The following is a 20765-nucleotide window of genomic DNA, read 5'->3' as shown; positions in this document are numbered from 1 at the left end:
TCGCATCATGAGTGAGACACCTGTCCTTGATCCCAAACCTTTGCGCCGTGGTTGGACCACAGGCGCCTGTGCGACTGCGGCCACGCGGGCAGCGCTGCATGCGCTTTGGGGCGCGGGGTTTCCCGATACGGTGCGCATCACATTGCCCAAGGGCGAGCGGCCCCAGTTTGCGCTGTCCTATACCGCGCAAGGGGACGGTTGGGCCGAGGCGGGTATTGTCAAAGATGCAGGGGACGATCCTGACGTGACGCATGGTGCGGAAATTCGCGCGCGGGTTGCCGTCTCAACGGGCGGCGTGACGTTCAAAGCGGGCGCAGGGATCGGCATTGTCACCAAGGCGGGCTTGCCCATTGGCGTGGGGGAGCCTGCGATCAATCCCGTGCCGCGCGACATGATGCGCGCGCAGGTCGCGGACATGGCGGCGCGATTGGGCCACGCGCCCGATGTCGAGATTACGATCTCCATTCCAAACGGCGAAGCGATTGCGAAAAAGACATGGAACCCGCGCCTTGGCATCAAAGGCGGGTTAAGCGTTCTTGGCACCACGGGCATTGTGCGGCCGTTTTCATGTGCGGCGTGGATTGCATCCATTCACCGTGGCGTTGATGTGGCGCGCGCCGAAGGTCTCGCACATGTGGCGGGGTGTACCGGTGCCACCTCGGAGCGGGTGGTGCAGGCGCATTACGGCCTGTCTGATGGCGCGATGTTGGATATGGGCGATTTTGCCGGTGGTATGTTGAAATACCTCGCAAAACACCCCGTGGACCACGTCACGATTGGTGGCGGTATCGGCAAGCTTGCGAAACTGGCGCAAGGCGAAATGGACCTGCATTCCAAGCGCTCACAGGTTGATATGCAGTTTTGGTCCACCGCAATGAGCGATCCTGATGTGGCGGGGGCCAATACGGCCCTTGAGATATACGAGACAAAAGGCGCGTCCTTTGCCGCTCTTGTGGCGCACAAAGCCCTTGATGCGGTCAACGCGCGCTTTGGCGGGCTGGGCATGCGGTTTGACATTGTTGTGATTGACCGTGCGGGTCAGATTATTGGGACGGCGCAATGATCCTTTTGTTGGCGGGCACGACTGAGGCGCGTAATCTTGCGGAGCATTTGGCGGATTGCGATATCGCGTGCGTGGCGTCCCTTGCGGGGGTGACGGACAGCCCGATTGCCTATCGCGGTGACACGCGCGTGGGCGGGTTTGGCGGCGAAGACGGGTTTGTGCGCTATCTCGAACAGGCGGGTATTCGCGCCGTGATTGATGCCACGCACCCGTTTGCCACTGCCATCACCGCGCGCACGGCGCGGGTCTGTGGCGCACGTGGTTTGCCGTATTTGCGCTATGAGCGCGCCGAATGGCGCTCGCGTCAGGGCGACACATGGCACGAAGCCATGGATAGTGCGGATCTGGCGCGGATCATTCCGCGCGGCAAACGTATCTTTTTGGCGACTGGGCGTCAGACGGTCGAGGATATGACCCATTTAAATCATAGCGCGATCTGGGCGCGAGTGGTTGATACGCCGCGTGATCCGTTTCCGATGCCGCACGGGGCGTGGATTTCTGGGCGCCCGCCGTTTACCGTTGAGGCAGAAGTGGCGCTGTTTCGCGAGCTCAAGCCTGACTGGCTTGTGGTCAAAAACGCAGGGGGCGCTGCGGGGCGGGCAAAACTTGATGCGGCGCGTGCCCTTGGCCTGTCGGTGGCGATGATTGGGCGGCCCAAGTCGCCCGATGGGGTGACGCGGCGCGAACAGCTTTTGGATGCGCTCGAATGGGCGCAAAGCCTATGAGGATCATCACCGAGACCGCATGCGTGGCCGAAGGGGCGGCGTATTTGGCCGACCTCGAGCCACGGTTTGCCTATGCGCTCAGCCAGACGGGACCATTGCCGCTGCGCCGCAAGACGGACGGGTTTCAACAGCTGTTATCCGCCATTGTCAGTCAACAAATCTCCGTGGCGGCGGCCAACGGGATTTGGGCGCGGCTGAAAGCGGCCAAGCTGACGGGACCGCGCAAGATTATGTGGGCGAGCGACGACGATCTGCGCGCCTGTGGCCTGTCGCGCCAAAAAGTCCGCTATGCCCGCGCGTTGGCCGAAGCGCGCCTTGATTATAAGGCTTTGCGGACCGCACCCACCGATGAGGTGATCGCAACGTTGACACAGGTGTCGGGCATTGGCGTGTGGACGGGGGAGATATACGCGATGTTCTCTTTGGGTCACGCCGATGTCTTTGCGCCCGGTGATTTGGCCCTCCAAGAAAGTGCGCGGATGCTGTTTGATCTGCCCGAGCGCCCCAAAGAGCGCGCATTGCGCCAGATGGCTGCGGCATGGTCGCCGTGGAGATCGGTTGCAGCGCGGCTATTGTGGGCCTACTACCATGTTGAAAAATCACGCGAAGGAATACGGTAATGGCAAATCTGGACAGTAAAACACGCGATAGCCATTCGGGCCGCGTGAGTAATGTTGTGGTGTTCTTGCATGGCTACGGGGCGGATGGTGCGGATCTATTGAGCTTGGCCGATCACATGGCTGAACACTTGCCCGATACCGTCTTTATGGCCCCTGATGCGCCAGAACAATGCACCGGAAATCCAATGGGATTTCAATGGTTTCCAATCCCGTGGATTGATGGCTCATCGGAGGAAGAAAGCCGTGACGGGTTGTTGCGCGCCGTCGATGAGTTGAACGACTACCTCGACAATATTTTGGTCGACTACAATCTTGAGCCGGATCAGCTGGCCCTCGTCGGGTTCAGCCAAGGAACCATGATGGCGCTGCATGTTGCACCGCGCCGCGAAGATGCGATTGCCACATTGGTTGGCTTTTCGGGCCGCCTGTTGGAGCCTGAACTGCTGGTTGATGAAAAACGCGTGACCTTTCCCGTTTTGTTGCTGCATGGCGACGAGGACGATGTTGTGCCGCCGCAATCGTTGCCCGAGGCCGCCGAAGCGCTTCAATCTGCGGGGTTCGAAGAGGTATTTGCCCATATCGAGCGTGGCACAGCGCATGGAATCGCCCCTGACGGTCTTTCGGTCGCTTTGGCGTTCTTGCGCGACAAATTGGGCTATGAATGAGCGCTAAATCGGCGGCTTTTCTCTTGATTTGCGGCACTGCGGCGCAAAACGGCTAAATTTCGCCATAATGCGAAAGATCGGCTTGACGTTGCAGGCGGGGGTGTTACCGTCCCGTTACACAACTTGGAGGGTTATATGGACTTTATCGCGCTAACCGCACTCGCACTTGCTGCAATGGCTCTGGTGTCTTACGTTCTACGCCCAACCCAAGAGCGCGCACCTGTACGTGTGCGTACGGATGATCGCCGCCGCTAACCCGCCCGACGAGACATCTAACGACAAAGAGCGCATCCATCGGGTGCGCTTTTGTCGTTTTTGGAGACAGTGTTTAGGGGTGTCGCGTGTGAGGCGAGGGCGTCACGCCGAACACGATGCTCCGCCCAGAACACAGAATTTGGCGCAATGCGGATGGTTTAGCGCCACATCACGCGAAGCCCCCTCAAGGGTGGGGCCAAGATCAAACTCAAGATCATAGGGCAGTAACGTACACGCGACCACGCTTGGCGCACAGCCTTTGCGTTTGACCACCATGCGGCTTGATGCGCACATCACGCTTTCGGGTGTCTTGTCCAGAATACCCCAGCACGCGGTGGTGATTTCAGGAACCTCTACCGTCTCGTCCATTTCGGGGAATATAACAGTAATAGCAGGGTCTTGCGCGTCGATGTTATAGCTGTGCGCGGCGAACATTTTTGCAAATCCCGCGCGGGTTTCGGCGTCTGTTTCATGCCACAGTGAGCGCGCCGCAACCGCCATTTTGACGCCCGCGCCGCGCAACCAGTCCATGCCTTTGAGGGTGCGCTCATAGCTGCCTGCGCCGCGCATCTCGTCGTGGGCGGCTTGTGACCAATGATCGAGCGAGACGCGCAATGTGAGTTTGTCGCCAAATTCCGCGCACAGTGCGGCCAAATCCGCCTGCACATTCGGCCGCATCATTGGCAGCATCGCGTTTGTGAGGATCAAGACTTCATACCCACGGCTCAACGCTTCACGCGCCATGGCGCACATCTGCGGGTTCATGAACGGCTCACCGCCGGTAAAGGCGATTTCGCGCACGGACCACGCAAGCCCGTCCAATTCTTCCAGATAGCCGCGCACATCATCCACGCCGATGTATTCGAGCGCATCGTTGGTGGGGGAGCTGTCAATGTAGCAGTTCACACAGGTGATATTGCACAGCGTGCCGGTGTTGAACCAAATGGTTTGAGGATCGCTAAACGCCACGCGGGCGCGCGCACTGCCATCGGCGGTGATATCGGCGTTTTGGAACTTGCCCGCGTTTGAAATGGTGTCTTTCATTTGGCCCTCATCTGTTTCAAAAGACGGTAAGAGATTGAGCCGGTGATGAAAAGTAGGCGTTTGCAGCCCCACGAGATCGTGAAAATCGGTTTTATTGTCGGTCGTGGGTTGTGAGAGGGGGGTGAGGTGCTAGACTTTGGTCCAAGACAACGGTAAACGGCTATCGTTAGCGCTAACTAAGCCACTGAGATTTGGTTCGTGCCGGCGCGACAGACGCATAACACTAAAGCGGCGGCCTGATGCAAATGGCGCGCCGCAACTGGGAGACAAACGATGGTTTCACGTGTCATTCCGGTCGATGATTTCGACCTTGTGATTTTTGGCGGCACGGGCGATCTCGCACGCCGCAAAATTCTCCCGGGCCTGTACCGCCGCTTTTGTTCGGGTCAGATGCCGGAACACGCGCGCATCATCGGCGCTGCGCGCGGTGAGATGGATGACGCGGGATTTCGCGATCTGATCCGTGACGCGATCAAAGAGTTTGCCAAAAAGAACGACTGTGACGACGAGAAAATTGGTGCGTTCTTGCAGCGGCTCCATTTTGTCACCATCGATGCCAAGGGAGAGGGCGGTTGGAGCGACCTGCGCGACCTGATGCGCGATGGCGTGGTCAAAGCCTTCTATTTCTCGGTCGCCCCTAGTCTGTTTGGCGATTTGGCCAAGCGCCTGCACGAGTTTCAGATTGCCGACGACGAAAGCCGCATTGTGGTTGAAAAGCCGTTTGGCCGCGATCTTGCCACCGCCAAAGCGTTGAACGCGGGTCTGGCTGCGCATTTCGACGAAACACAGATTTACCGCATCGACCACTATTTGGGCAAAGAGACGGTTCAAAACCTGATGGCCGTGCGATTTGGCAACATTTTGTTCGAGCCACTTTGGAATGCGCAATACGTCGATCACATTCAGATCACCGTGGCCGAAACCGTGGGTGTTGGTGGGCGTGGCGAGTATTACGACAAATCGGGTGCGATGCGCGATATGGTGCAAAACCACCTGATGCAACTGTTGTGCCTCATCGCGATGGAGCCGCCATCACGCTTCGAGCCGGATTCCGTGCGCGATGAAAAGCTCAAAGTTATCCGTGCGTTGGAGGATATCGACCATCACCACATCGTGCGCGGGCAATATGATGCCACCGACACGGAGCAAAGTTACCGTGAGGATGCGGGTGATCCGCGTTCACGCACCGAGAGTTATATCGCGCTGCGCTGTTTGATTTCCAACTGGCGGTGGGCGGGTACCCCGTTCTATTTGCGCACAGGTAAAAAGCTCAAGGCCCGCACGTCCGAGATTGCCGTTGTGTTCAAAGATGCGCCACATTCGATCTTTGGCGAGGATGCAGGGCGTCACGCCAACGTCCTCACCATCCGGTTACAGCCCAACGAGGGTATGACCCTCAAGGTGACGATCAAGGAACCCGGCCCGGGCGGCATGCGGTTGATTGATGTGCCACTTGATATGAGCTTTGCCGATGCTTTGGGCGAAGAGGCCGACGACATTCCAGACGCCTACGAGCGTTTGATCATGGACGTGATCCGTGGCAACCAAACGCTGTTTATGCGCGGCGACGAGGTTGAGGCGGCATGGGCATGGACTGATCCGTTGATCAATGGGTGGGAAGCACGCAACGATGTGCCCAAGCTGTATGACGCCTATTCATCAGGGCCGGAAGATGCCGCAATGATGTTGCACCGTGAGGGACGCCGCTGGCGGGAGGTCAAGGAATGAACATTGTAGAGTATCCCGACCGCGAGGCGCTTTTGCTCGATCTGGCTAACACAATCGCGGGAGAATTGCGGGCGGCATTGGAAAGCAATGACCGTGCATCGCTTTGTGTGCCCGGTGGCACCACCCCCGGTCCCGTGTTTGATACGCTGTCTGGCGTAACGCTCGATTGGGACCGCGTGGACGTGCTTTTGAATGATGAGCGGTGGGTGCCCGAGAGTTCTGATCGCTCAAACACGACCTTGCTCAAGCAACGTTTGTTGGTGGATAAGGCGGCCGCGGCCACTCTCGTGCCGCTCTATGCCGACACGCCAACGCCCGAAGAGGGGTTGGATGGGTTGATGGCCGCGATTGAGGCCACGTTGCCCCTTGATGTCCTTGTGTTGGGCATGGGCGCGGACATGCATACCGCAAGCCTGTTTCCGGGAGCGGATCAGTTGGAATTGGCGCTCAGTGATGCGGCCCCAACGCTTTTGGCAATGCGCGCGCCCAATGCGCCAGAGCCACGCATAACCCTATCGGCCAAGGCACTCAAATCCGCAATGGCCACGCATATTTTGATTACGGGCGACGAGAAACGCACGGCATTGCAGCGCGCCGCCACGTTATCACCCATGGACGCGCCCGTGTCGGTGTTTTTGGCCCAAGCCACGGTGCACTGGGCGCCGTAGCGCAACGGTGCGGAATATACGGATCCGTTTTCCACACCTTAACTGTTTTATGGTACCCACGCGCATGTCGCGCATTCAGATGAACGTAAGGACCACATATGCCTGTTGATTTTTCAGCGTTGAACGCGCTCCACACTGCGGCGGGATCGCGTCACATGCTCGATCTATTCGACGCGGATAGATCGCGGGCCGAAAACTTTTCAGCCCGTGCGGATGGTCTGTTGTTCGACTATGCAAAGACCAACATTGATGTCCAGACGCGTGAGGCCTTGTTTGCTTTGCTCGATGAGGCGGGCGTTGCCGACAAACGCGAGGCGATGTTCACCGGCGAAAAGATCAACGACACCGAGGGGCGCGCAGTGCTGCACACGGCTCTGCGCAACCTTGATGGCGGACCCGTTTTGGTGGACGGAAAAGACGTTATGCCCGAGGTGCTAAACACCTTAGCGCGCATGGATGATTTCGCGGATCGTATTCGGCGCGGGGACATCTCATCTGTCTCCGGATCGCCGTTCGAGGATATCGTGAACATCGGAATTGGTGGCTCCGATCTTGGCCCCGTGATGGCCTATGAGGCGATGCAACCCTATGTCGACGGGCCGCGCTGCCACTTTGTCTCCAACGTCGACGGGGCGCATATCCATGACGTTCTGGCCCGTGTGAACCCGCAAACAACTCTGATCATTGTGGCCTCGAAAACCTTTACCACCATCGAGACGATGACAAACGCGCAAACCGCGCGGGACTGGCTTGTCCCGCATATCGGCGAAGATGGTGTATCCAAGCATTTTGCAGCCCTCTCCACGGCCAAAGACAAAACGGCAGCGTTTGGTATCGACCCTGATCTTGTGTTCGGGTTTGAGGACTGGGTTGGCGGGCGCTATTCGGTGTGGGGGCCGATTGGTCTGTCGTTGATGATCGCCATTGGTCCGCAAAACTTTGCTGACTTCTTGCGCGGCGCACAGGCGATGGATGTCCATTTTCGCACTGCGGCCCCCAAAGACAACTTGCCCGTCCTGCTCGCACTTGTCGGGTTGTGGCACAATCAGGTGTGTGGACACGCGACCCGTGCCGTGCTGCCCTATGAGCAGCGCCTCGTGCGACTTCCGGCGTATTTCCAACAGTTGGAAATGGAAAGTAATGGCAAACGCGTCTCGATGGATGGCGAAGACTTGCCCTATCATAGTGGCCCCGTTGTCTGGGGTGAGCCGGGCACCAATGGTCAGCACGCGTTTTACCAGTTGATCCACCAAGGCACGCGAGTGGTCCCCTGTGAATTTATGGTCGGCAAATTCGGCCATGAGACGCATCTGGATCATCAGCATGAATTGCTCGTCTCCAACTGTCTGGCCCAGTCCGAAGCGCTGATGCGCGGGCGCGATATAGATGAGGCGCGCGCTGTTATGGCGGCCAAAGGATTCGAGGGCGCCGAGTTGGAGCGTCAAGCGGCGCACCGTGTCTTCCCCGGAAACCGTCCCTCGACCACCTTGGCCTACGAGGTGCTCACGCCCTTTGTTCTTGGCCAGATTATCGCGCTCTATGAACACCGCGTCTTTGTTGAGGGTGTTATTTTGGGTATCAATTCCTACGACCAATGGGGTGTGGAATTGGGCAAGGAGTTGGCACTGGCGTTGCAGCCGGTTTTGTCGGGCAACAAAAGCGGCTCGGACAAGGACGGTTCAACCCGTCACCTGATCGACTTTCTTAAGGTCTAAGAGCTCTTGATATAAAGACAATTGAGGGCAGGGGTCGTAATGATCCCTGCCTTTTTCGTGATGCAAAGCTGTGTAAGGCCAGTCTCGTCTCGCCTAGCCAAACAAGCTACCAAATTTCATGGCCGTTTTTGCATCACCGACGATTTTGAGTTTGCCAAACATCACCGCTTTCATCGGGTGCAATTCGCCGTGCAGAATTTTGGTGAATGTCTCTTGTGAGGCGATCACGGCCGCATCCGCGCGCGCATCCGAGACCTGTGCATCGTGCCCGAGGATAAAGATATTGCCCACATCGCTGACGCGCATCGACACGGATTTCTCGAATTCTACGTCCTTGAGGCGCGTCAATAGCTCTGCGGTGGCCATGTCTAAAAACGGATCGGTCATTGCGTGCTCCTGTTGCCCTGACCAATGGTGGCAGATGAACAGCCCAACCAACAGCGAGACGTTGCGTCGCGCAGTTGCATCTTGATGATCTCATAGACGTTTGGAAGTGTGGAGCGGGTAACGGGAATTGAACCCGTAACTAAAGCTTGGGAAGCCTTGGGGGTTAGTGTTTAAATTATTGTTTTTATTTGTTATTTTGCTTTTATCTGGGGGTTTTTCTGGGGGGCTATGGATTTTGGACCATCTCCGAGCACGCTAAAGTCGTCCAGTGCGTTGCGCATATCGTCCATTAGGACGTGGGCGTATTTTGTGGTGGTTTCGATGTTCGAGTGGCCCAAGAGTTTTGAGACAAGTTTGATGTTTTGGGTTTTGCGCAGGATGCGCGTGGCAAATGTGTGGCGCAGGTCGTGAAACCTGAACATCTCTATTCCCGCGTCTTTGAGGGCTTTGCGGAATGCGGCGGGCATGACGCCGCCGTGCGGGTCGATCGGTTGGCGTTCGAGCGTTTGCTTGTTCAGCCGTGTGAACACGTATTTTCGATGCGCGAGGACGTTGGACCTTGGCAGTGCGGACAGGAGTCCGGCGACTTCGCGGTTGATCGGGAACGTCAGGCGTTCATCGCCTTTGACCCAAAACGATATTTCGAGCGTGTCCATGTTTACGTTTTCCCAAAGCAGGGACGTGATCGAGCCAACCCGTGCGCCTGTCATCAGCGCAAAGCTGACGAGTGGGTGATACTCTTGAGGCAGGGCGTGAAACAGTCTTTCCTGCTCGTCAAAAGATAGTTCACGCACAATCTCGCGTGGTTCTTTCGTTTCGGCGGCTTTGAGTTCAAGTTCGGGGATCTCGGCTTTGTAGAATTTGCCGATATGGCGGATTGCGCGGCCCAACATTTGCAAACGCCGGTTCACCGTCGCGCTCTCGCAGTTCGCCCGATCTTTCGCGACGTACATCAGGATATCTGCTGACCTGAGCCCCAAGTCTCCTCCAGCTTTGTGCGGAGTCCTTGGGGTTAAATCTTTGGCGTTAGGCCGCCATCTTGTCCATTGCCTTTCTTTGCAAAAATTCCATCGGGGTGAGGTTGCCCAATGCTGAATGTGGTCTGCGCCAGTTGTAATCCTCCTGCCATTCTTCAAGCGTTTTGCGGGCATCGCGCAATGTGCCAAATAACGTTTCATTCAAACATTCATCTCGCAGCTTGCCATTGAAGCTTTCGATAAAGCCGTTCTGTTGGGGTTTTCCGGGCGCGATATAGTGCCAATCAACACCAGTTTCCTGAACCCACTTGAGGATCGCCATGCTGGTGAACTCAGTTCCGTTGTCCGACACAATCGTCTTTGGCATGCCGCGTTCAGCGATCACCTTGTCCAGTTCACGTGCAACACGGTGACCAGACAGTGATGTGTCGGCCACCAGAACCAAGTTCTCGCGACTGAAGTCATCAACGACTGCCAAAATGCGGAACCTGCGACCGTCTGTCAGGGCGTCAGACACAAAATCCAAGCTCCAGCGTTGGTTTGGGCCATCCGGAAGCACCATCGGCTTCCTTGTGCCCAAAGCGCGCTTCCTGCCACCTCTGCGGCGCACCTGCAGCTTCTCTTCACGGTAGATGCGCCTCACTTTCTTGTGGTTCACCTCAAAGCCCTCCCGCGCAATCATCACGTGAATACGGCGGCAACCAAACCGACGCCGCTCCCTCGAAACTCGTTTGATGGCATCCCGCAGTTTAGCATCATCGCCACGACGCGACAGATACCGTACCGTTGACCGATCAATTTGCAGCACATCACACGCCCGCCGCTGGCTCACACCGTGCGCTTCGCACAGGTGAACCACCGCTTGCCGCTTCCCAGCAGGCGTCACCATTTTTTGAATTGATGTCTCGCAACATCGCGTTGTCGAGCATCTGTTCAGCCAAAAGCTTCTTCAGCTTGCCGTTCTCGTCTTCAAGCGCACGCAATCGCTTCGCATCCGACGGCTCCATGCCACCATACTTCGATTTGTATTTATAGAACGTCGCTGAGCTGATCCCGTGCCGCCGACATACATCAGCGGTCTTCTCACCAGCTTCCTGTTCCTTGATCATCCCAATGATCTGTTCGTCCGTAAATCGTGCCTTCATTTGTCCGTCCTTTTGTTGGGCGGACTCTACACAAATTTGGAGGAACTTTAGGGGCTCAGGTCAGCCCTAATACAGGAGCCTGATTGATGTGGAGGTATACTACCTTTCCCGATAAGGCGAGCTCCGTGATGCACTATCCGTCCAAAGACGGTCATGTTCTGAGCGGTAGCGTCCCAGAAACGAATACCAAAGGGTTGATCAAATTCTTTGCTCGTTTCGAAACGCCGAGAGGTGATGGACTGGTTCATTTTACGCTGTCGCTACCGGTTGGAAGGCAGCTGAGCGCGGAGCAGTGGCACGAGGTTACGCGGCATGTATTGAGAGAAAGCGGCTTGCCACCAGACACGGTGCCATGGGTCGTTTGGGGCGGTGAGCGGACAAACTGCGACCATGTACACATCATTTCGGCACGGCAAACTTTTACGGGCCGTTCCCTCAAAGTTGCGACCTCTGTTGCCTTAACACAAAAGCTGGCACGTGACCTGTGTCATCGGCTCGGCCTACCAGAACCAGACTGGATGCCTGATCCCAGTATGTGTCTTGTGATGCCGATAGCAAAGCGAAGACAGCGCAAGAACACCGCCGCATTCCAATTCGCCACAGACCTGAATGCTGTAATGGGCCGGTTTCGACCAGAAACACTACATATGCTCAACTGGGGACTCCGCGAAATTAAGTCGGCTTGGCAGATTGAAGTCTCTGCTCAAAATGCCGGCCATCTGATCCCCGGGAATGCCGAGACTGGACGCCGGATCAATCCACGAGACGCCGGCCCTGCATTCTCCTCAAAGAATATCCTGCGCAGACTTGCGATTGCAACGCGGCTCCGCCTTGCACGAACGGCGCTCTTCTTGCGCCACGTAAGACTGCACATAGGAGAAAAGGCTTTCCCTGATCTCTCATCAAACAAAAGAGAAAAACATGACCGAACTGAATTCGAACCACAAAATCACCCACGAAAAACTGGATTTGACACGGGGCGTCATCCAGAAATTGATGCCGATCCTGGCGCTCCTCAACGCAGAAGAGCAGGAGAAGGATCTCGATTTCGCAGACCGCCTGTTCAATCTCCTCCACAGCCTCATCGAGCAGGGCGACCGGCAAGAACGTCAGCTGGCACGCCTCAATGGGCAGTTGACCGAGATGATGATTTACCTAAAAATTCTTACAGAGGTGGCGACGCCGGACGAGGTATCTGGTTTTTCAGGTTGAAACGGTTGGCCGAAAATGCTGGATTGAAAACAACGCAGAAATTCAGTCCTGACTATTCCTCCATCTTGTTGAAGGACGATAGGGGGCGTCAGGGCCGTTTTGACATCGTTCAGCATATCATCGTGCCTGCTGGGCAAGACTGGGATGAGTGTTGGTATGACCTTGCCCGCAGTTTGCAAGAGCTATTCGATTGGAAGGCGCCTTCACCTGATTTTAGCGATGATGAAATTACCTGTGATCCATTCTGACCAGTTTGGTGACACAGATATGAATTGTATCGGTGAACTTGGGGTAGCAGCTATCTCCACCAATTCGGGTATGTCTTTGCGGGATGGTGAATATTTGAAGGCGCGATTTGGGCGCCCGCGTTGGTCAATGAACACGTAAATTCAAACAGAGTCATTGACTGACCGTAGAGCTGAGGTTGCGGTAACTTCCAATCATGGAGGTAGGTTAAGATATTGCTTTTGTTATTTTTTATGGAGGATCGATCCTGATTCCAAGGGTTTCGTTTTCCTTGCGTGTGGTCTGGGGAAAAGTCTGGGGGTCTAGCACCAAAAATGCCCCAGACGTTCCCGAATTGTCCCATATCCATAATATGCCACGTCCATGCATTGTATTAAGAAGAAGCGTCAATATTCTGATATATAACGATTTTTTTGATATACTTGTTGGAGCGGGTAACGGGAATTGAACCCGTAACTAAAGCTTGGGAAGCTGCCGTGATACCTTTTCACCATACCCGCTCATGAGGTGAGAGGTAGTCAAACCCCGCGAGAGGGTCAAGGGATATGCGGCCCCGCGCGTTAAAAAAGCGCAAGGCCGCCTTTGGTTAGCGCCGTGCGCGGCGGCGTGGACGGCCACCGCCACCGCCCGCGTTAAAATCGGGATCGGGGAGCGGCACCACCGCACGCAGGCCGCTAAAGGGCGCGGTTGCATGGGGAATGGCATTCGCGGCCACGAAATGCTCTTGGAATTTCGGCTCGATTGCCGTTTCAACTTTGGTGATCTCGTGCACAAGCGCCTCGACCTCGCGCCGTGCGGTCACGTTCAATAGCGCGATCTGCGCCCCTGTCCCTGCGGCATTGCCCGCCGATGTGACGTGTTCAAGCGGACAGTCGGGGATCATCCCCAGCACCATCGCGTGTTTGGGCGAAATATGCGCGCCAAATGCGCCTGCAAGCACAACGCGCTCAACCTCATCTGCGCCAAATTCATCCATAAGCAATCGCGCGCCCGCATAGAGCGCCGATTTGGCCAGTTGGATGGCGCGAATGTCGCCTTGGGTCACTTCGATCACTGCGCCACCCTCGGCGCTGGCGTCATGCAAGAGGTAGGAATAGGTGCGGCCTGAGGCGCGCAAGCGCTCCGCGCCCGTAGCCTCGGCCGATCCGATCAAACCGTTGGCATCGACCAAACCCGCCATGCGCATTTCTGCCACGGCCTCGATAATGCCCGACCCGCAAATGCCCGAGACGCCCGAGACGGCGGTTTGTGTGGCAAAGTCGGGATCGGTCGACCAAAGGTCACAGCCGATCACCTTGAACCGTGGCTCTTTGGTGATGGCGTCAATTTCCACGCGCTCGATCGCGCCGGGGGCCGCCCGTTGACCGCTTGAAATTTGTGCGCCCTCGAATGCGGGGCCAGTCGGGGATGAACAGGCCAAGACACGGGATGTATTGCCCAAAATGATCTCGGCATTGGTGCCCACATCGACAATCAACGTGAGGGGATCGACTTTTTGCGGGGCTTCCGAGAGCGCCACAGCGGCGGCATCCGCGCCCACATGACCCGCAATCAGCGGCAGGATATAGACCTGCGCCTCATCCGCGAACGTCAACCCGATGGTGCGCGCAGGCAGATCCATGGCCGAATTGGTCGCAAGCGCGAACGGCGCCTGACCCAAGGGCGTGGGATCAAGGCCCAACAACAGGTGGTGCATGACGGGGTTCATCACAAACACCGCCTCATAGATGTCAGCCGTGGTAAGATCCGCCTCGGCCACCAGTTCGGCGGCGAGCGTGTTCATCGCCTCACGCACCGCACGGGTCATCTCGCCCGCGCCGCCCTCGTTCATCATCGCGTAGGACACGCGGCTCATGAGGTCCTCGCCAAAGCGGATTTGCGGGTTCATCACCCCGCCCGAGGCCTTGACCTCGCCTGTCACAAGATTGGTCAAATGCGCGGCGATGGTGGTCGATCCAAGGTCCACAGCCAAGCCGAATAGCGCCGGCTCGGCAAAACCCGCCCAGACGCCGATCACCTGTGCCGCACCGTCGCGGGCGGTGTGAATGGCCACGGTTGCCTTGTACTCGGCGGCGATCAGCGCGGTTTGAAGTTTGGCGAGCATGGCAAGGGTTAGCGTGGCGCCCGTGATGTTCCATTGCTCGGCCAGCGCGGCTTGGGTGCGTTCCCAGTCGCCCGTTGGGGCGTGCATATCGGCGGGCTCGACCTCGATATAATAAAGCCGCGTTGCGGGGTCCATTTCGATGTGGCGCGTGGTTGCGGCCTTGCGCACCACTTGTTTGTGCACCTGACTTTCGGGCGGCACGTCCAGCACGATATCGCCCTGAATACAGGCCTGACAGCCCAAACGCCGCCCCGTTTTGAGGCCGCGCACACGGTCGTAGCGTTCCTCCACCGAATTGAACCCGCTGAGCGCATCCTCTGACGCGGTGATCCCGTGTTTGGAGTGATCGCCAAAGGCGGGTTGTACCTGACATTTCGAACAAATCCCGCGACCGCCACACACGCTATCAAGGTCCACACCCATAGAGCGCGCGGCCTCCAACACGGAGGTTCCCGCAGGGACGCGGGCGCGTTTGCCGGACGGGGTGAAAACCACCAATGGGTCTTGTGAACTGCTCATAGCGTATCCCATGCGTTGCGTGGATCGGTGTCGCGCCATGCGCCGCTGTCGATCCCGTCGAGTGTATATGGTCCGATGGCCACGCGGATCAGGCGCAGGGTCGGAAATCCGACATGGGCCGTCATGCGCCGCACCTGTCGGTTTTTGCCCTCGGTGATGGTCAATTGCACCCAACTGTCGGGCACGGATTTGCGGTAGCGCACCGGCGGCGTGCGCGGCCAAAGCCAGTCGGGGGCGTCCACACGCGCGGCGCGGGCAGGGCGGGTTTGACCGTCCTTGAGCATCACGCCACGGCACAAGGCGTCAATCGCCGCCGCGTCGATGTCGCCCTCGACCTGCGCCAGATAGGTCTTTGGCATCTTTGATTTCGGATTGGCAATGCGGGCTTGGAGCTTGCCATCGTCAGTCAGTAGCAACAGGCCCTCGCTATCGCGGTCAAGACGTCCGGCGGGATACACGTCCCGCACATCGACAAAATCGGACAGGGTGCGCCGCGTGCTGCCCTCCAATCCCTTGTCGGTGAACTGGGAGAGCACATCGAACGGTTTGTTCAAGGCGATTAACCGTGTCATCTGTGCGCTCCCTGTATGTTTTTGCCCGAAATCGGGCTTAACGGCGGCGACGTCCGCCACCGCGACGCCCGCCACCCGATCCTGCGGCGGCGGCCGCTGTGGAGGCCTCGGCAAAGGTGGCGCCCTCGGCCACCGCATCAACGATACGGCTAAAGCTGATCCATTTTGCGCCGTCTGGATCGTGATCCATGAGCAAGTTGGCCGCGCGGATCGCTTCCATCTCTTGCAACCGCACAGGGTTCATAATGGCTGATGTCATGCCCGCACCAATCGCCATGGGCAAGAACGCGGCGTTGATACCGTGGCGCTGTGGCAGGCCGAACGAGACATTGGACGCGCCGCAGGTGGTATTCACACCCAATTCGTCGCGCAAACGGCGCACAAGCGTAAACACCTGTTGGCCCGCCGTGCGCATCGCACCGATGGGCATCACGAGCGGGTCCACCACGATGTCATGGGCGGGAATACCGAAATCGGCGGCGCGCTCGACAATGCGTTTGGCCACGGCAAAGCGCACATCAGGATCCTCGGAAATCCCGGTGTCATCATTGGCAATCGCCACCACCGGCACGTTATATTTCTTAACAAGCGGCAAAACCCGTTCAAGGCGCTCTTCCTCGCCCGTTACAGAGTTCAAGAGCGGGCGCCCCTCAGCCATTTCCAAACCGGCCTCAAGCGCATCTGGCACCGAGCTGTCGATGCACAAAGGCACGTCAACAATCGCCTGAATGCGGGCGATGAGGTCGCGCATCAGCGGTGGCTCGACAAAGTTGTTGTCGGCGTAACGGGGATCTTCGGCCATTTTGTTGGAAAACACCGCGCCCGAATTGATGTCGAGGATATTGGCCCCACAGGCAACCTGTTCAATCGCGTCACGTTCTACCGTGGAGAAATCCCCAAGCTCCAGTTCGGCGGCGAGTTTTTTGCGCCCCGTGGGGTTGATGCGTTCGCCGATGACGGCAAATGGCTCGTCAAAGCCGATGATGACGGTCTTACTCTTGCTCTCGATCACTGTGCGGGTCATGTTCATTGTCCTTTGGGTGCGGGCCGTGTGGCCGCGCAAAATATGCGCAAAATTTAGGCGGGCGCGTGCCCGTCATTGTTAACAAGCGCGATCAGGCGCTCTTTGTCATAGGCAGCGTCCAGTTCGGCCACTTTGGCGTCCACGGCCTCTTGGCCTTCGCCCTCAACCGCGATCACCACATCGCGCCACTCGGCGATATAGGCGTCTTGGTCGGTGGCCCCGATGCGCATGGCGACACGGTCAATGGCTTGCTCAAAGCGTTCGGGCAATACCGCACGCGATGCTTTGCGTCCACGGCCCATGCGCACTTGGGCCGGAATATCGCGCCAGTAAATAATCGTCATATCGGTCATGTGTTCTAGCCCTTGTTGTCGAGAAACAGACTTAGGCCAAGCGGGCATTGGGGGAAAGGGCTTGGTATCGGAAAAATCTTCATCACGTTTATGAACGAGGGCCATCTGATCTCTTGCGAGGGGACACAAGCACGCGTAGTGTGAACCCAACTTGAAATGGAGGGCGTGTTATGGCGCCCAAGCGTCCCTATGGTGCGGGCGCGTTCCCGAAACCGGTTGAGCCACCCGTGCCTCAAACCGCAGATCGAGAAGAGCTCTATGCCGCTCTCGATCTCGGCACTAATTCGTGTCGCATGTTGATTGCCCAACCAAAGGGCAGTCAGTTCCATGTGATCGACAGTTTTTCAAAATCCGTCCAGCTCGGGAACGGGTTGGAGGCGTCTGGCCGTTTGTCGCGTGGCTCTATCACGCGCACGATTCAGGCGTTGCGGGTGTGCCGCAAGAAACTGGATAAACACAAAGTCAAACGCATGCGTCTTGTCGCGACCGAAGCCTGTCGGCGTGCCAAAAATTCACGTGACTTTTTGCGCCGCGTTCAACGTGAGACGGGGCTGACCCTCGAGATCATCAAGCCCGAGGAAGAGGCGCGTTTGGCGGTGATTTCGTGCGCGCCGTTGGTGTCGACAAAGACCGAGCAACTCTTGGTCGTCGATATCGGCGGCGGGTCCACCGAACTTGTGTGGATTGATCTAAGTGCGGTTCCAATGGCGGATCGTCCACGCGCGATTATGCGGCTGCACACAGGGTTCACGCCTACGGAACGTAGTATTTTCCCGCATGCCAAAGTTGTGGACTGGATTTCGGTGCCGTTGGGTGTCGCCACCTTGATGGAGCAGTTCTCGGATGTTGAGGATGATAGCGCGCGGTTTGCGTTGATGTCGTGGTTCTTTGAGGAAAAGCTCGCGGATTTCACACCCTATGCCAACGAGCCCGCTCGTGAGGGGTTTCAGATCATCGGCACATCCGGCACCGTGACAACTGTGGCGGCCTCGCACCTTGGCTTGCGGCGCTATGATCGCAACAAGGTCGACGGATTGCGCATGTCGTCCGAGCAAATTGACAGTGTGATCCGTGACTATTTGCACCTTGGCCCTGTGGGGCGACGCAATGATCCGCGCATCGGGCGCGACCGTCAGGCGTTGATTATGTCGGGTGCCGCGATCCTTCAGGCGCTATTGCGCATCTGGCCCACGGACCGCTTGTCAGTGGCGGATCGGGGGCTGCGTGAGGGGTTGCTCTACGCGCAGATGACCGCAGACGGCGTGCTAGAGGAGGCGCTCCCTTAGCCGTGAGGACGTGTGGCGGCATCCAGACATGAAAAAGCCCGCCGTAGTGGCGGGCTTTCATATATCAAATAAATCCAAACCGTTACGGGATTATTCTCGTGTACTTTGTGCCCTCGATGGTCGCACCAGCGCGCAGGCCTGCTTGACCAAAGACCACACCAATCACGGGTGATAGCTGTGTTGTTGTGTCTGCCGACATCTCTTCGCCACGGTTGGAAATCGCATATTCGATATCCGCGCCCGCGGCCCACCCTTGTGAATTGCGGAAGTCTTGCAACGATTGTTCCGTCATAAAGAACAGCACGTGTGCGTATTGCTGCGCGCCAATTTGCAGACCGATTGAGGCCTGAGCGGAGGAGTAGTAATCGACCGATGCGCCGCCGACGCGCAATGCGCCGCGCCCGTATGAACCGCCAACGCCAAAGCCGGCCTCGGTCACCAACGGCATGACCAACTGGCCCACGGATTTGTCACGAAGATCGCTTGTGCCAGGGTAGTTGGAATATAGCTCGTTCAGGGTACGATCAACGCGCGCGTCAATCACCGCGCTGCCGGTTGAATTTAAACCATTGCCGCATGCGGTCAAAACAGCTGCGCTACCAAGGCCGATCAACAACGATCGGCGAGAAAAATGTGTCATGGGACTGCCCTTATATTTACTGCCAGTTTCGAGCTCTCAAGGCTCTTTGGTGGGTATTATGGCGCAATTTTCATGCGCTGTCATTGTCTTATGCACCTGCGGGCCCGTTTGGGTGGTCCCCCGCCGATCCACGCACATGCGTCAGGCGTTTAATAGGCGCGCGGCATCGCATGCAAAGTAGGTCAAAATGCCGTTACAGCCCGCACGTTTGAACGCCATCAGGCTTTCCATCATGACCTTATCGCGGTCCACCCATCCGTTTTGAGCGGCCGCAACCAGCATCGCGTATTCGCCCGACACTTGGTAGGCAAAGGTCGGCACGCCAAAGGTGTCTTTGACGCGGCGACAGATGTCGAGATAGGGCATGCCGGGTTTCACCATCACCATATCTGCGCCCTCCATCAGGTCGCGCTCGATCAGGCGCATGGCCTCGTCGGAGTTGGCGGGGTCCATTTGATAGGTGTTTTTGTCGCCTTTTAAGGCGCCCGATGCGCCCACGGCATCACGAAACGGTCCGTAAAACGCAGAGGCGTATTTGGCGGCATAGGACATAATCGTCACCGTGTCGTGCCCGTCCGTCTCAAGTGCGCGGCGAATAGCGCCAATGCGCCCGTCCATCATATCGGATGGCCCGATGATGTCTGCACCTGCCTCGGCTTGCGCCACAGCCATTTTCACAAGCGCCTCGACGGTCATGTCATTGACGATTTCACCATTCACAACAAAGCCGTCATGGCCGTTGATGTTATATGGATCAAGCGCCACATCGGTCATAATCGCCAAATCCGGCACTTCGGCTTTCACGGCGCGAATGGCGCGGTTCACAAGGTTGTCGGGATGCCATGCGCCCGCGCAGTCCTCGGTTTTCAACTCCGGCTCGATATAGGGAAATAGGCAGATGGCGGGAATGCCAAGGCCGTGCGCCTCAACCGCTTTGCGCACCAAACGGTCAATGGTCAGGCGCTCGACACCGGGCATGGAGGGGATTGGCGTGGCGTCATCCAGACCTTCGCGCACAAACACCGGCAAGATCAGGTCCGACACCCCAAGCGCGTTTTCACGCACAAGCCCGCGAATGGCGTCCATTTTACGGGTGCGGCGCAAGCGGGTCAGCGGGAAGGGGGCGGTGGAACGGGTCATGGCGGCTCTTTCGCGTGAGTGTATATATGCACCACTCAGGTGACATGGTTTTTGCCGCTCATCAAGGGTAGGAATCGCCGCGCAGCCACGCTAATGTCGCGCCAATCAGGGCAGCGCGCCCACAAATTCGCCCAAAAGAGCAGTCATCGTGAGTATCTGGCAAACCATTTTCGAAGTCATCGATATGCGGTCGTTTTCCAATCTTTGGTATTGGATCGCCTTGGCCGTGCTTTGGTCGACTGCGTCCCACTTTGTGCTCGGCGTGCCGTTCGATTTGGCGCAAAAAGCCTTGAAACATGGCGGTGAGCGCATGCAGGATCTCGAAGATCTTGTTCGCATCAACGTCAACCGTTTGGGCAATATCGCAGAGATTTCCGGCCTCGTTATTGTCGCGATGGCCTCGGGTGGGTTGACCATCTTGTTTGCGCTCGGGGTCTTTTACGATGTCGAGTTTGCACAAGCCGTCTTTCTCATGGCCTTTCCCATGACGATTGTGTTCTTTTTGAATATCCGCACGGCGAAACGCATTTTGGTGAATGCGCCACGTGGTGAGGCCTTGGTGGACGTGTTGCGGCGTCACCGGCTCAAAACGCAAATGATCGGCATGTTATTCATCTTTATCACTGCGATGTGGGGCATGTATCAAAACATCGTCACAGGACCGCTTGGCGGCTAGA

21 protein-coding genes, 1 tRNA gene and 1 pseudogene are annotated in these 20765 nt (G+C 57.3%); 12 read left to right on the top strand and 11 right to left on the bottom strand.

All coding sequences use genetic code 11. From position 1 onward, the window contains the following. The first annotated feature begins 7 nt into the window (after positions 1 to 7). The 4 genes from IMCC12053_RS02150 to IMCC12053_RS02135 are packed head-to-tail and all read left to right on the top strand — an operon-like array spanning position 8 to position 3073. The gene (locus IMCC12053_RS02150; RefSeq protein WP_062215327.1) at positions 8 to 1063 is read left to right on the top strand and encodes a cobalt-precorrin-5B (C(1))-methyltransferase; all 1056 of its coding nucleotides are present in this window, start codon (positions 8 to 10) and stop codon (positions 1061 to 1063) included. After that, positions 1060 to 1788: a cobalt-precorrin-6A reductase gene (locus tag IMCC12053_RS02145; RefSeq protein ID WP_062215325.1), complete on the top strand. Its 729-nt coding sequence runs from the start codon at positions 1060 to 1062 to the stop codon at positions 1786 to 1788. Before IMCC12053_RS02150 ends, IMCC12053_RS02145 begins: the two co-directional genes overlap by 4 nt. Further along, positions 1785 to 2408 (top strand): DNA-3-methyladenine glycosylase family protein, encoded by a 624-nt coding sequence (locus tag IMCC12053_RS02140; RefSeq protein ID WP_062215323.1) that lies wholly within the window; start codon positions 1785 to 1787, stop codon positions 2406 to 2408. Before IMCC12053_RS02145 ends, IMCC12053_RS02140 begins: the two co-directional genes overlap by 4 nt. Beyond that, positions 2408 to 3073, top strand: a complete 666-nt coding sequence (locus IMCC12053_RS02135; RefSeq protein ID WP_062215321.1) for an alpha/beta hydrolase — start codon at positions 2408 to 2410, stop codon at positions 3071 to 3073. The genes IMCC12053_RS02140 and IMCC12053_RS02135 overlap by 1 nt, the downstream gene beginning before the upstream one ends. 357 nt (positions 3074 to 3430) lie before the next feature. Here the strand turns inward: IMCC12053_RS02135 and IMCC12053_RS02130 are convergent, their stop codons facing one another. Further along, complete coding sequence (locus IMCC12053_RS02130; protein ID WP_062215318.1) at positions 3431 to 4372, bottom strand: radical SAM protein; 942 nt, start codon at positions 4370 to 4372, stop codon at positions 3431 to 3433. 273 nt (positions 4373 to 4645) lie between these two features. Here IMCC12053_RS02130 and zwf point away from each other — a divergent pair, with 273 nt between their 5' ends. The 3 genes from zwf (at position 4646) to pgi (ending at position 8483) form a co-directional block, all read left to right on the top strand. Continuing rightward, entirely contained in the window at positions 4646 to 6100 is a 1455-nt protein-coding gene (zwf, locus tag IMCC12053_RS02125; protein WP_062215316.1) for a glucose-6-phosphate dehydrogenase, read from the top strand. Further along, the gene (gene pgl / locus IMCC12053_RS02120; protein WP_062215314.1) at positions 6097 to 6768 is read left to right on the top strand and encodes a 6-phosphogluconolactonase; all 672 of its coding nucleotides are present in this window, start codon (positions 6097 to 6099) and stop codon (positions 6766 to 6768) included. The genes zwf and pgl overlap by 4 nt, the downstream gene beginning before the upstream one ends. Before the next feature lie 98 nt (positions 6769 to 6866). Then, on the top strand, positions 6867 to 8483 hold the full coding sequence (gene pgi, locus IMCC12053_RS02115) for a glucose-6-phosphate isomerase (RefSeq protein ID WP_062215312.1): 1617 nt from the start codon (positions 6867 to 6869) through the stop codon (positions 8481 to 8483). Between the two features lie 93 nt (positions 8484 to 8576). Here the strand turns inward: pgi and IMCC12053_RS02110 are convergent, their stop codons facing one another. From IMCC12053_RS02110 to IMCC12053_RS02100, 3 genes are all read right to left on the bottom strand, one after another. Beyond that, a complete protein-coding gene (locus tag IMCC12053_RS02110) occupies positions 8577 to 8870 on the bottom strand; it encodes an SCP2 sterol-binding domain-containing protein (protein ID WP_062215310.1) in 294 nt (97 codons plus the stop codon). A 191-nt stretch (positions 8871 to 9061) separates the two neighbouring features. Continuing rightward, entirely contained in the window at positions 9062 to 9823 is a 762-nt protein-coding gene (locus IMCC12053_RS02105; RefSeq protein WP_062215308.1) for a tyrosine-type recombinase/integrase, read from the bottom strand. A 73-nt stretch (positions 9824 to 9896) separates the two neighbouring features. Continuing rightward, positions 9897 to 10992, bottom strand: a protein-coding gene (locus tag IMCC12053_RS02100; RefSeq protein WP_156320729.1) for an IS3 family transposase whose coding sequence is annotated in 2 segments (ribosomal slippage) — positions 9897 to 10743 and positions 10742 to 10992 — 1098 coding nt in all. Because the reading frame shifts where the segments join, the coding sequence is not laid out codon by codon here. Positions 10993 to 11078: 86 nt separating this feature from the next. Between IMCC12053_RS02100 and IMCC12053_RS16215 the strand changes: the two are divergent. The 3 genes and pseudogenes from IMCC12053_RS16215 to IMCC12053_RS02085 form a co-directional block, all read left to right on the top strand. Further along, positions 11079 to 11483: pseudogene (locus IMCC12053_RS16215) on the top strand (relaxase/mobilization nuclease domain-containing protein); the annotation flags it as partial. A gap of 430 nt (positions 11484 to 11913) precedes the next feature. After that, a complete protein-coding gene (locus IMCC12053_RS02090; protein ID WP_062215302.1) occupies positions 11914 to 12204 on the top strand; it encodes a hypothetical protein in 291 nt (96 codons plus the stop codon). A gap of 5 nt (positions 12205 to 12209) precedes the next feature. After that, positions 12210 to 12452 (top strand): hypothetical protein, encoded by a 243-nt coding sequence (locus IMCC12053_RS02085; RefSeq protein ID WP_143089984.1) that lies wholly within the window; start codon positions 12210 to 12212, stop codon positions 12450 to 12452. Positions 12453 to 12876: 424 nt separating this feature from the next. On the opposite strand, the gene IMCC12053_RS02080 is transcribed toward IMCC12053_RS02085, so the two are convergent. From IMCC12053_RS02080 to IMCC12053_RS02060, 5 genes are all read right to left on the bottom strand, one after another. Beyond that, positions 12877 to 12950, bottom strand: a tRNA-Gly gene (locus IMCC12053_RS02080). An 86-nt stretch (positions 12951 to 13036) separates the two neighbouring features. Continuing rightward, positions 13037 to 15073: an ASKHA domain-containing protein gene (locus tag IMCC12053_RS02075; RefSeq protein ID WP_062215297.1), complete on the bottom strand. Its 2037-nt coding sequence runs from the start codon at positions 15071 to 15073 to the stop codon at positions 13037 to 13039. Beyond that, positions 15070 to 15645 carry a pseudouridine synthase gene (locus IMCC12053_RS02070; protein WP_062215295.1) on the bottom strand — a complete coding sequence of 192 codons (576 nt, stop codon included), beginning with the start codon at positions 15643 to 15645 and terminating at the stop codon, positions 15070 to 15072. The genes IMCC12053_RS02075 and IMCC12053_RS02070 overlap by 4 nt, the downstream gene beginning before the upstream one ends. Positions 15646 to 15682: 37 nt before the next feature. Continuing rightward, positions 15683 to 16669, bottom strand: coding sequence for a methyltetrahydrofolate cobalamin methyltransferase (locus IMCC12053_RS02065; protein ID WP_062215293.1), 987 nt, complete (start codon positions 16667 to 16669; stop codon positions 15683 to 15685). 53 nt (positions 16670 to 16722) lie between these two features. Beyond that, positions 16723 to 17022, bottom strand: a complete 300-nt coding sequence (locus tag IMCC12053_RS02060; RefSeq protein WP_062215291.1) for a virulence factor — start codon at positions 17020 to 17022, stop codon at positions 16723 to 16725. Positions 17023 to 17192: 170 nt separating this feature from the next. On the opposite strand from IMCC12053_RS02060, the gene IMCC12053_RS02055 reads away from it, so the two are divergent. Beyond that, on the top strand, positions 17193 to 18308 hold the full coding sequence (locus IMCC12053_RS02055) for a Ppx/GppA phosphatase family protein (protein ID WP_062215289.1): 1116 nt from the start codon (positions 17193 to 17195) through the stop codon (positions 18306 to 18308). Between the two features lie 82 nt (positions 18309 to 18390). Here the strand turns inward: IMCC12053_RS02055 and IMCC12053_RS02050 are convergent, their stop codons facing one another. Both IMCC12053_RS02050 and hemB read right to left on the bottom strand, forming a co-directional pair. Next, positions 18391 to 18948 carry a lipid-binding SYLF domain-containing protein gene (locus tag IMCC12053_RS02050; protein ID WP_062215287.1) on the bottom strand — a complete coding sequence of 186 codons (558 nt, stop codon included), beginning with the start codon at positions 18946 to 18948 and terminating at the stop codon, positions 18391 to 18393. A 141-nt stretch (positions 18949 to 19089) separates the two neighbouring features. Beyond that, on the bottom strand, positions 19090 to 20088 hold the full coding sequence (gene hemB / locus IMCC12053_RS02045) for a porphobilinogen synthase (RefSeq protein ID WP_062215285.1): 999 nt from the start codon (positions 20086 to 20088) through the stop codon (positions 19090 to 19092). A gap of 148 nt (positions 20089 to 20236) precedes the next feature. Here hemB and IMCC12053_RS02040 point away from each other — a divergent pair, with 148 nt between their 5' ends. Then, positions 20237 to 20764: a hypothetical protein gene (locus IMCC12053_RS02040; protein WP_062215283.1), complete on the top strand. Its 528-nt coding sequence runs from the start codon at positions 20237 to 20239 to the stop codon at positions 20762 to 20764. Position 20765 lies beyond the last annotated feature (1 nt).

Source organism: Celeribacter marinus (assembly GCF_001308265.1).
Classification (GTDB): domain Bacteria; phylum Pseudomonadota; class Alphaproteobacteria; order Rhodobacterales; family Rhodobacteraceae; genus Celeribacter; species Celeribacter marinus.
Note: the sequence above shows the minus strand (reverse complement) of the source record. Positions and strands in the feature narration are given on the sequence as shown.

Bases quoted from the DNA above. Each gene is read 5' to 3' on its own strand.
- IMCC12053_RS02150 (WP_062215327.1), top strand. From the start codon at position 8: ATGAGTGAGACACCTGTCCTTGATCCCAAACCTTTGCGCCGTGGTTGG.
- IMCC12053_RS02145 (WP_062215325.1), top strand. From the start codon at position 1,060: ATGATCCTTTTGTTGGCGGGCACGACTGAGGCGCGTAATCTTGCGGAG.
- IMCC12053_RS02140 (WP_062215323.1), top strand. From the start codon at position 1,785: ATGAGGATCATCACCGAGACCGCATGCGTGGCCGAAGGGGCGGCGTAT.
- IMCC12053_RS02135 (WP_062215321.1), top strand. From the start codon at position 2,408: ATGGCAAATCTGGACAGTAAAACACGCGATAGCCATTCGGGCCGCGTG.
- IMCC12053_RS02130 (WP_062215318.1), bottom strand. From the start codon at position 4,372: ATGAAAGACACCATTTCAAACGCGGGCAAGTTCCAAAACGCCGATATC.
- zwf (WP_062215316.1), top strand. From the start codon at position 4,646: ATGGTTTCACGTGTCATTCCGGTCGATGATTTCGACCTTGTGATTTTT.
- pgl (WP_062215314.1), top strand. From the start codon at position 6,097: ATGAACATTGTAGAGTATCCCGACCGCGAGGCGCTTTTGCTCGATCTG.
- pgi (WP_062215312.1), top strand. From the start codon at position 6,867: ATGCCTGTTGATTTTTCAGCGTTGAACGCGCTCCACACTGCGGCGGGA.
- IMCC12053_RS02110 (WP_062215310.1), bottom strand. From the start codon at position 8,870: ATGACCGATCCGTTTTTAGACATGGCCACCGCAGAGCTATTGACGCGC.
- IMCC12053_RS02105 (WP_062215308.1), bottom strand. From the start codon at position 9,823: ATGTACGTCGCGAAAGATCGGGCGAACTGCGAGAGCGCGACGGTGAAC.
- IMCC12053_RS02090 (WP_062215302.1), top strand. From the start codon at position 11,914: ATGACCGAACTGAATTCGAACCACAAAATCACCCACGAAAAACTGGAT.
- IMCC12053_RS02075 (WP_062215297.1), bottom strand. From the start codon at position 15,073: ATGAGCAGTTCACAAGACCCATTGGTGGTTTTCACCCCGTCCGGCAAA.
- IMCC12053_RS02070 (WP_062215295.1), bottom strand. From the start codon at position 15,645: ATGACACGGTTAATCGCCTTGAACAAACCGTTCGATGTGCTCTCCCAG.
- IMCC12053_RS02065 (WP_062215293.1), bottom strand. From the start codon at position 16,669: ATGACCCGCACAGTGATCGAGAGCAAGAGTAAGACCGTCATCATCGGC.
- IMCC12053_RS02060 (WP_062215291.1), bottom strand. From the start codon at position 17,022: ATGACCGATATGACGATTATTTACTGGCGCGATATTCCGGCCCAAGTG.
- IMCC12053_RS02055 (WP_062215289.1), top strand. From the start codon at position 17,193: ATGGCGCCCAAGCGTCCCTATGGTGCGGGCGCGTTCCCGAAACCGGTT.
- IMCC12053_RS02050 (WP_062215287.1), bottom strand. From the start codon at position 18,948: ATGACACATTTTTCTCGCCGATCGTTGTTGATCGGCCTTGGTAGCGCA.
- hemB (WP_062215285.1), bottom strand. From the start codon at position 20,088: ATGACCCGTTCCACCGCCCCCTTCCCGCTGACCCGCTTGCGCCGCACC.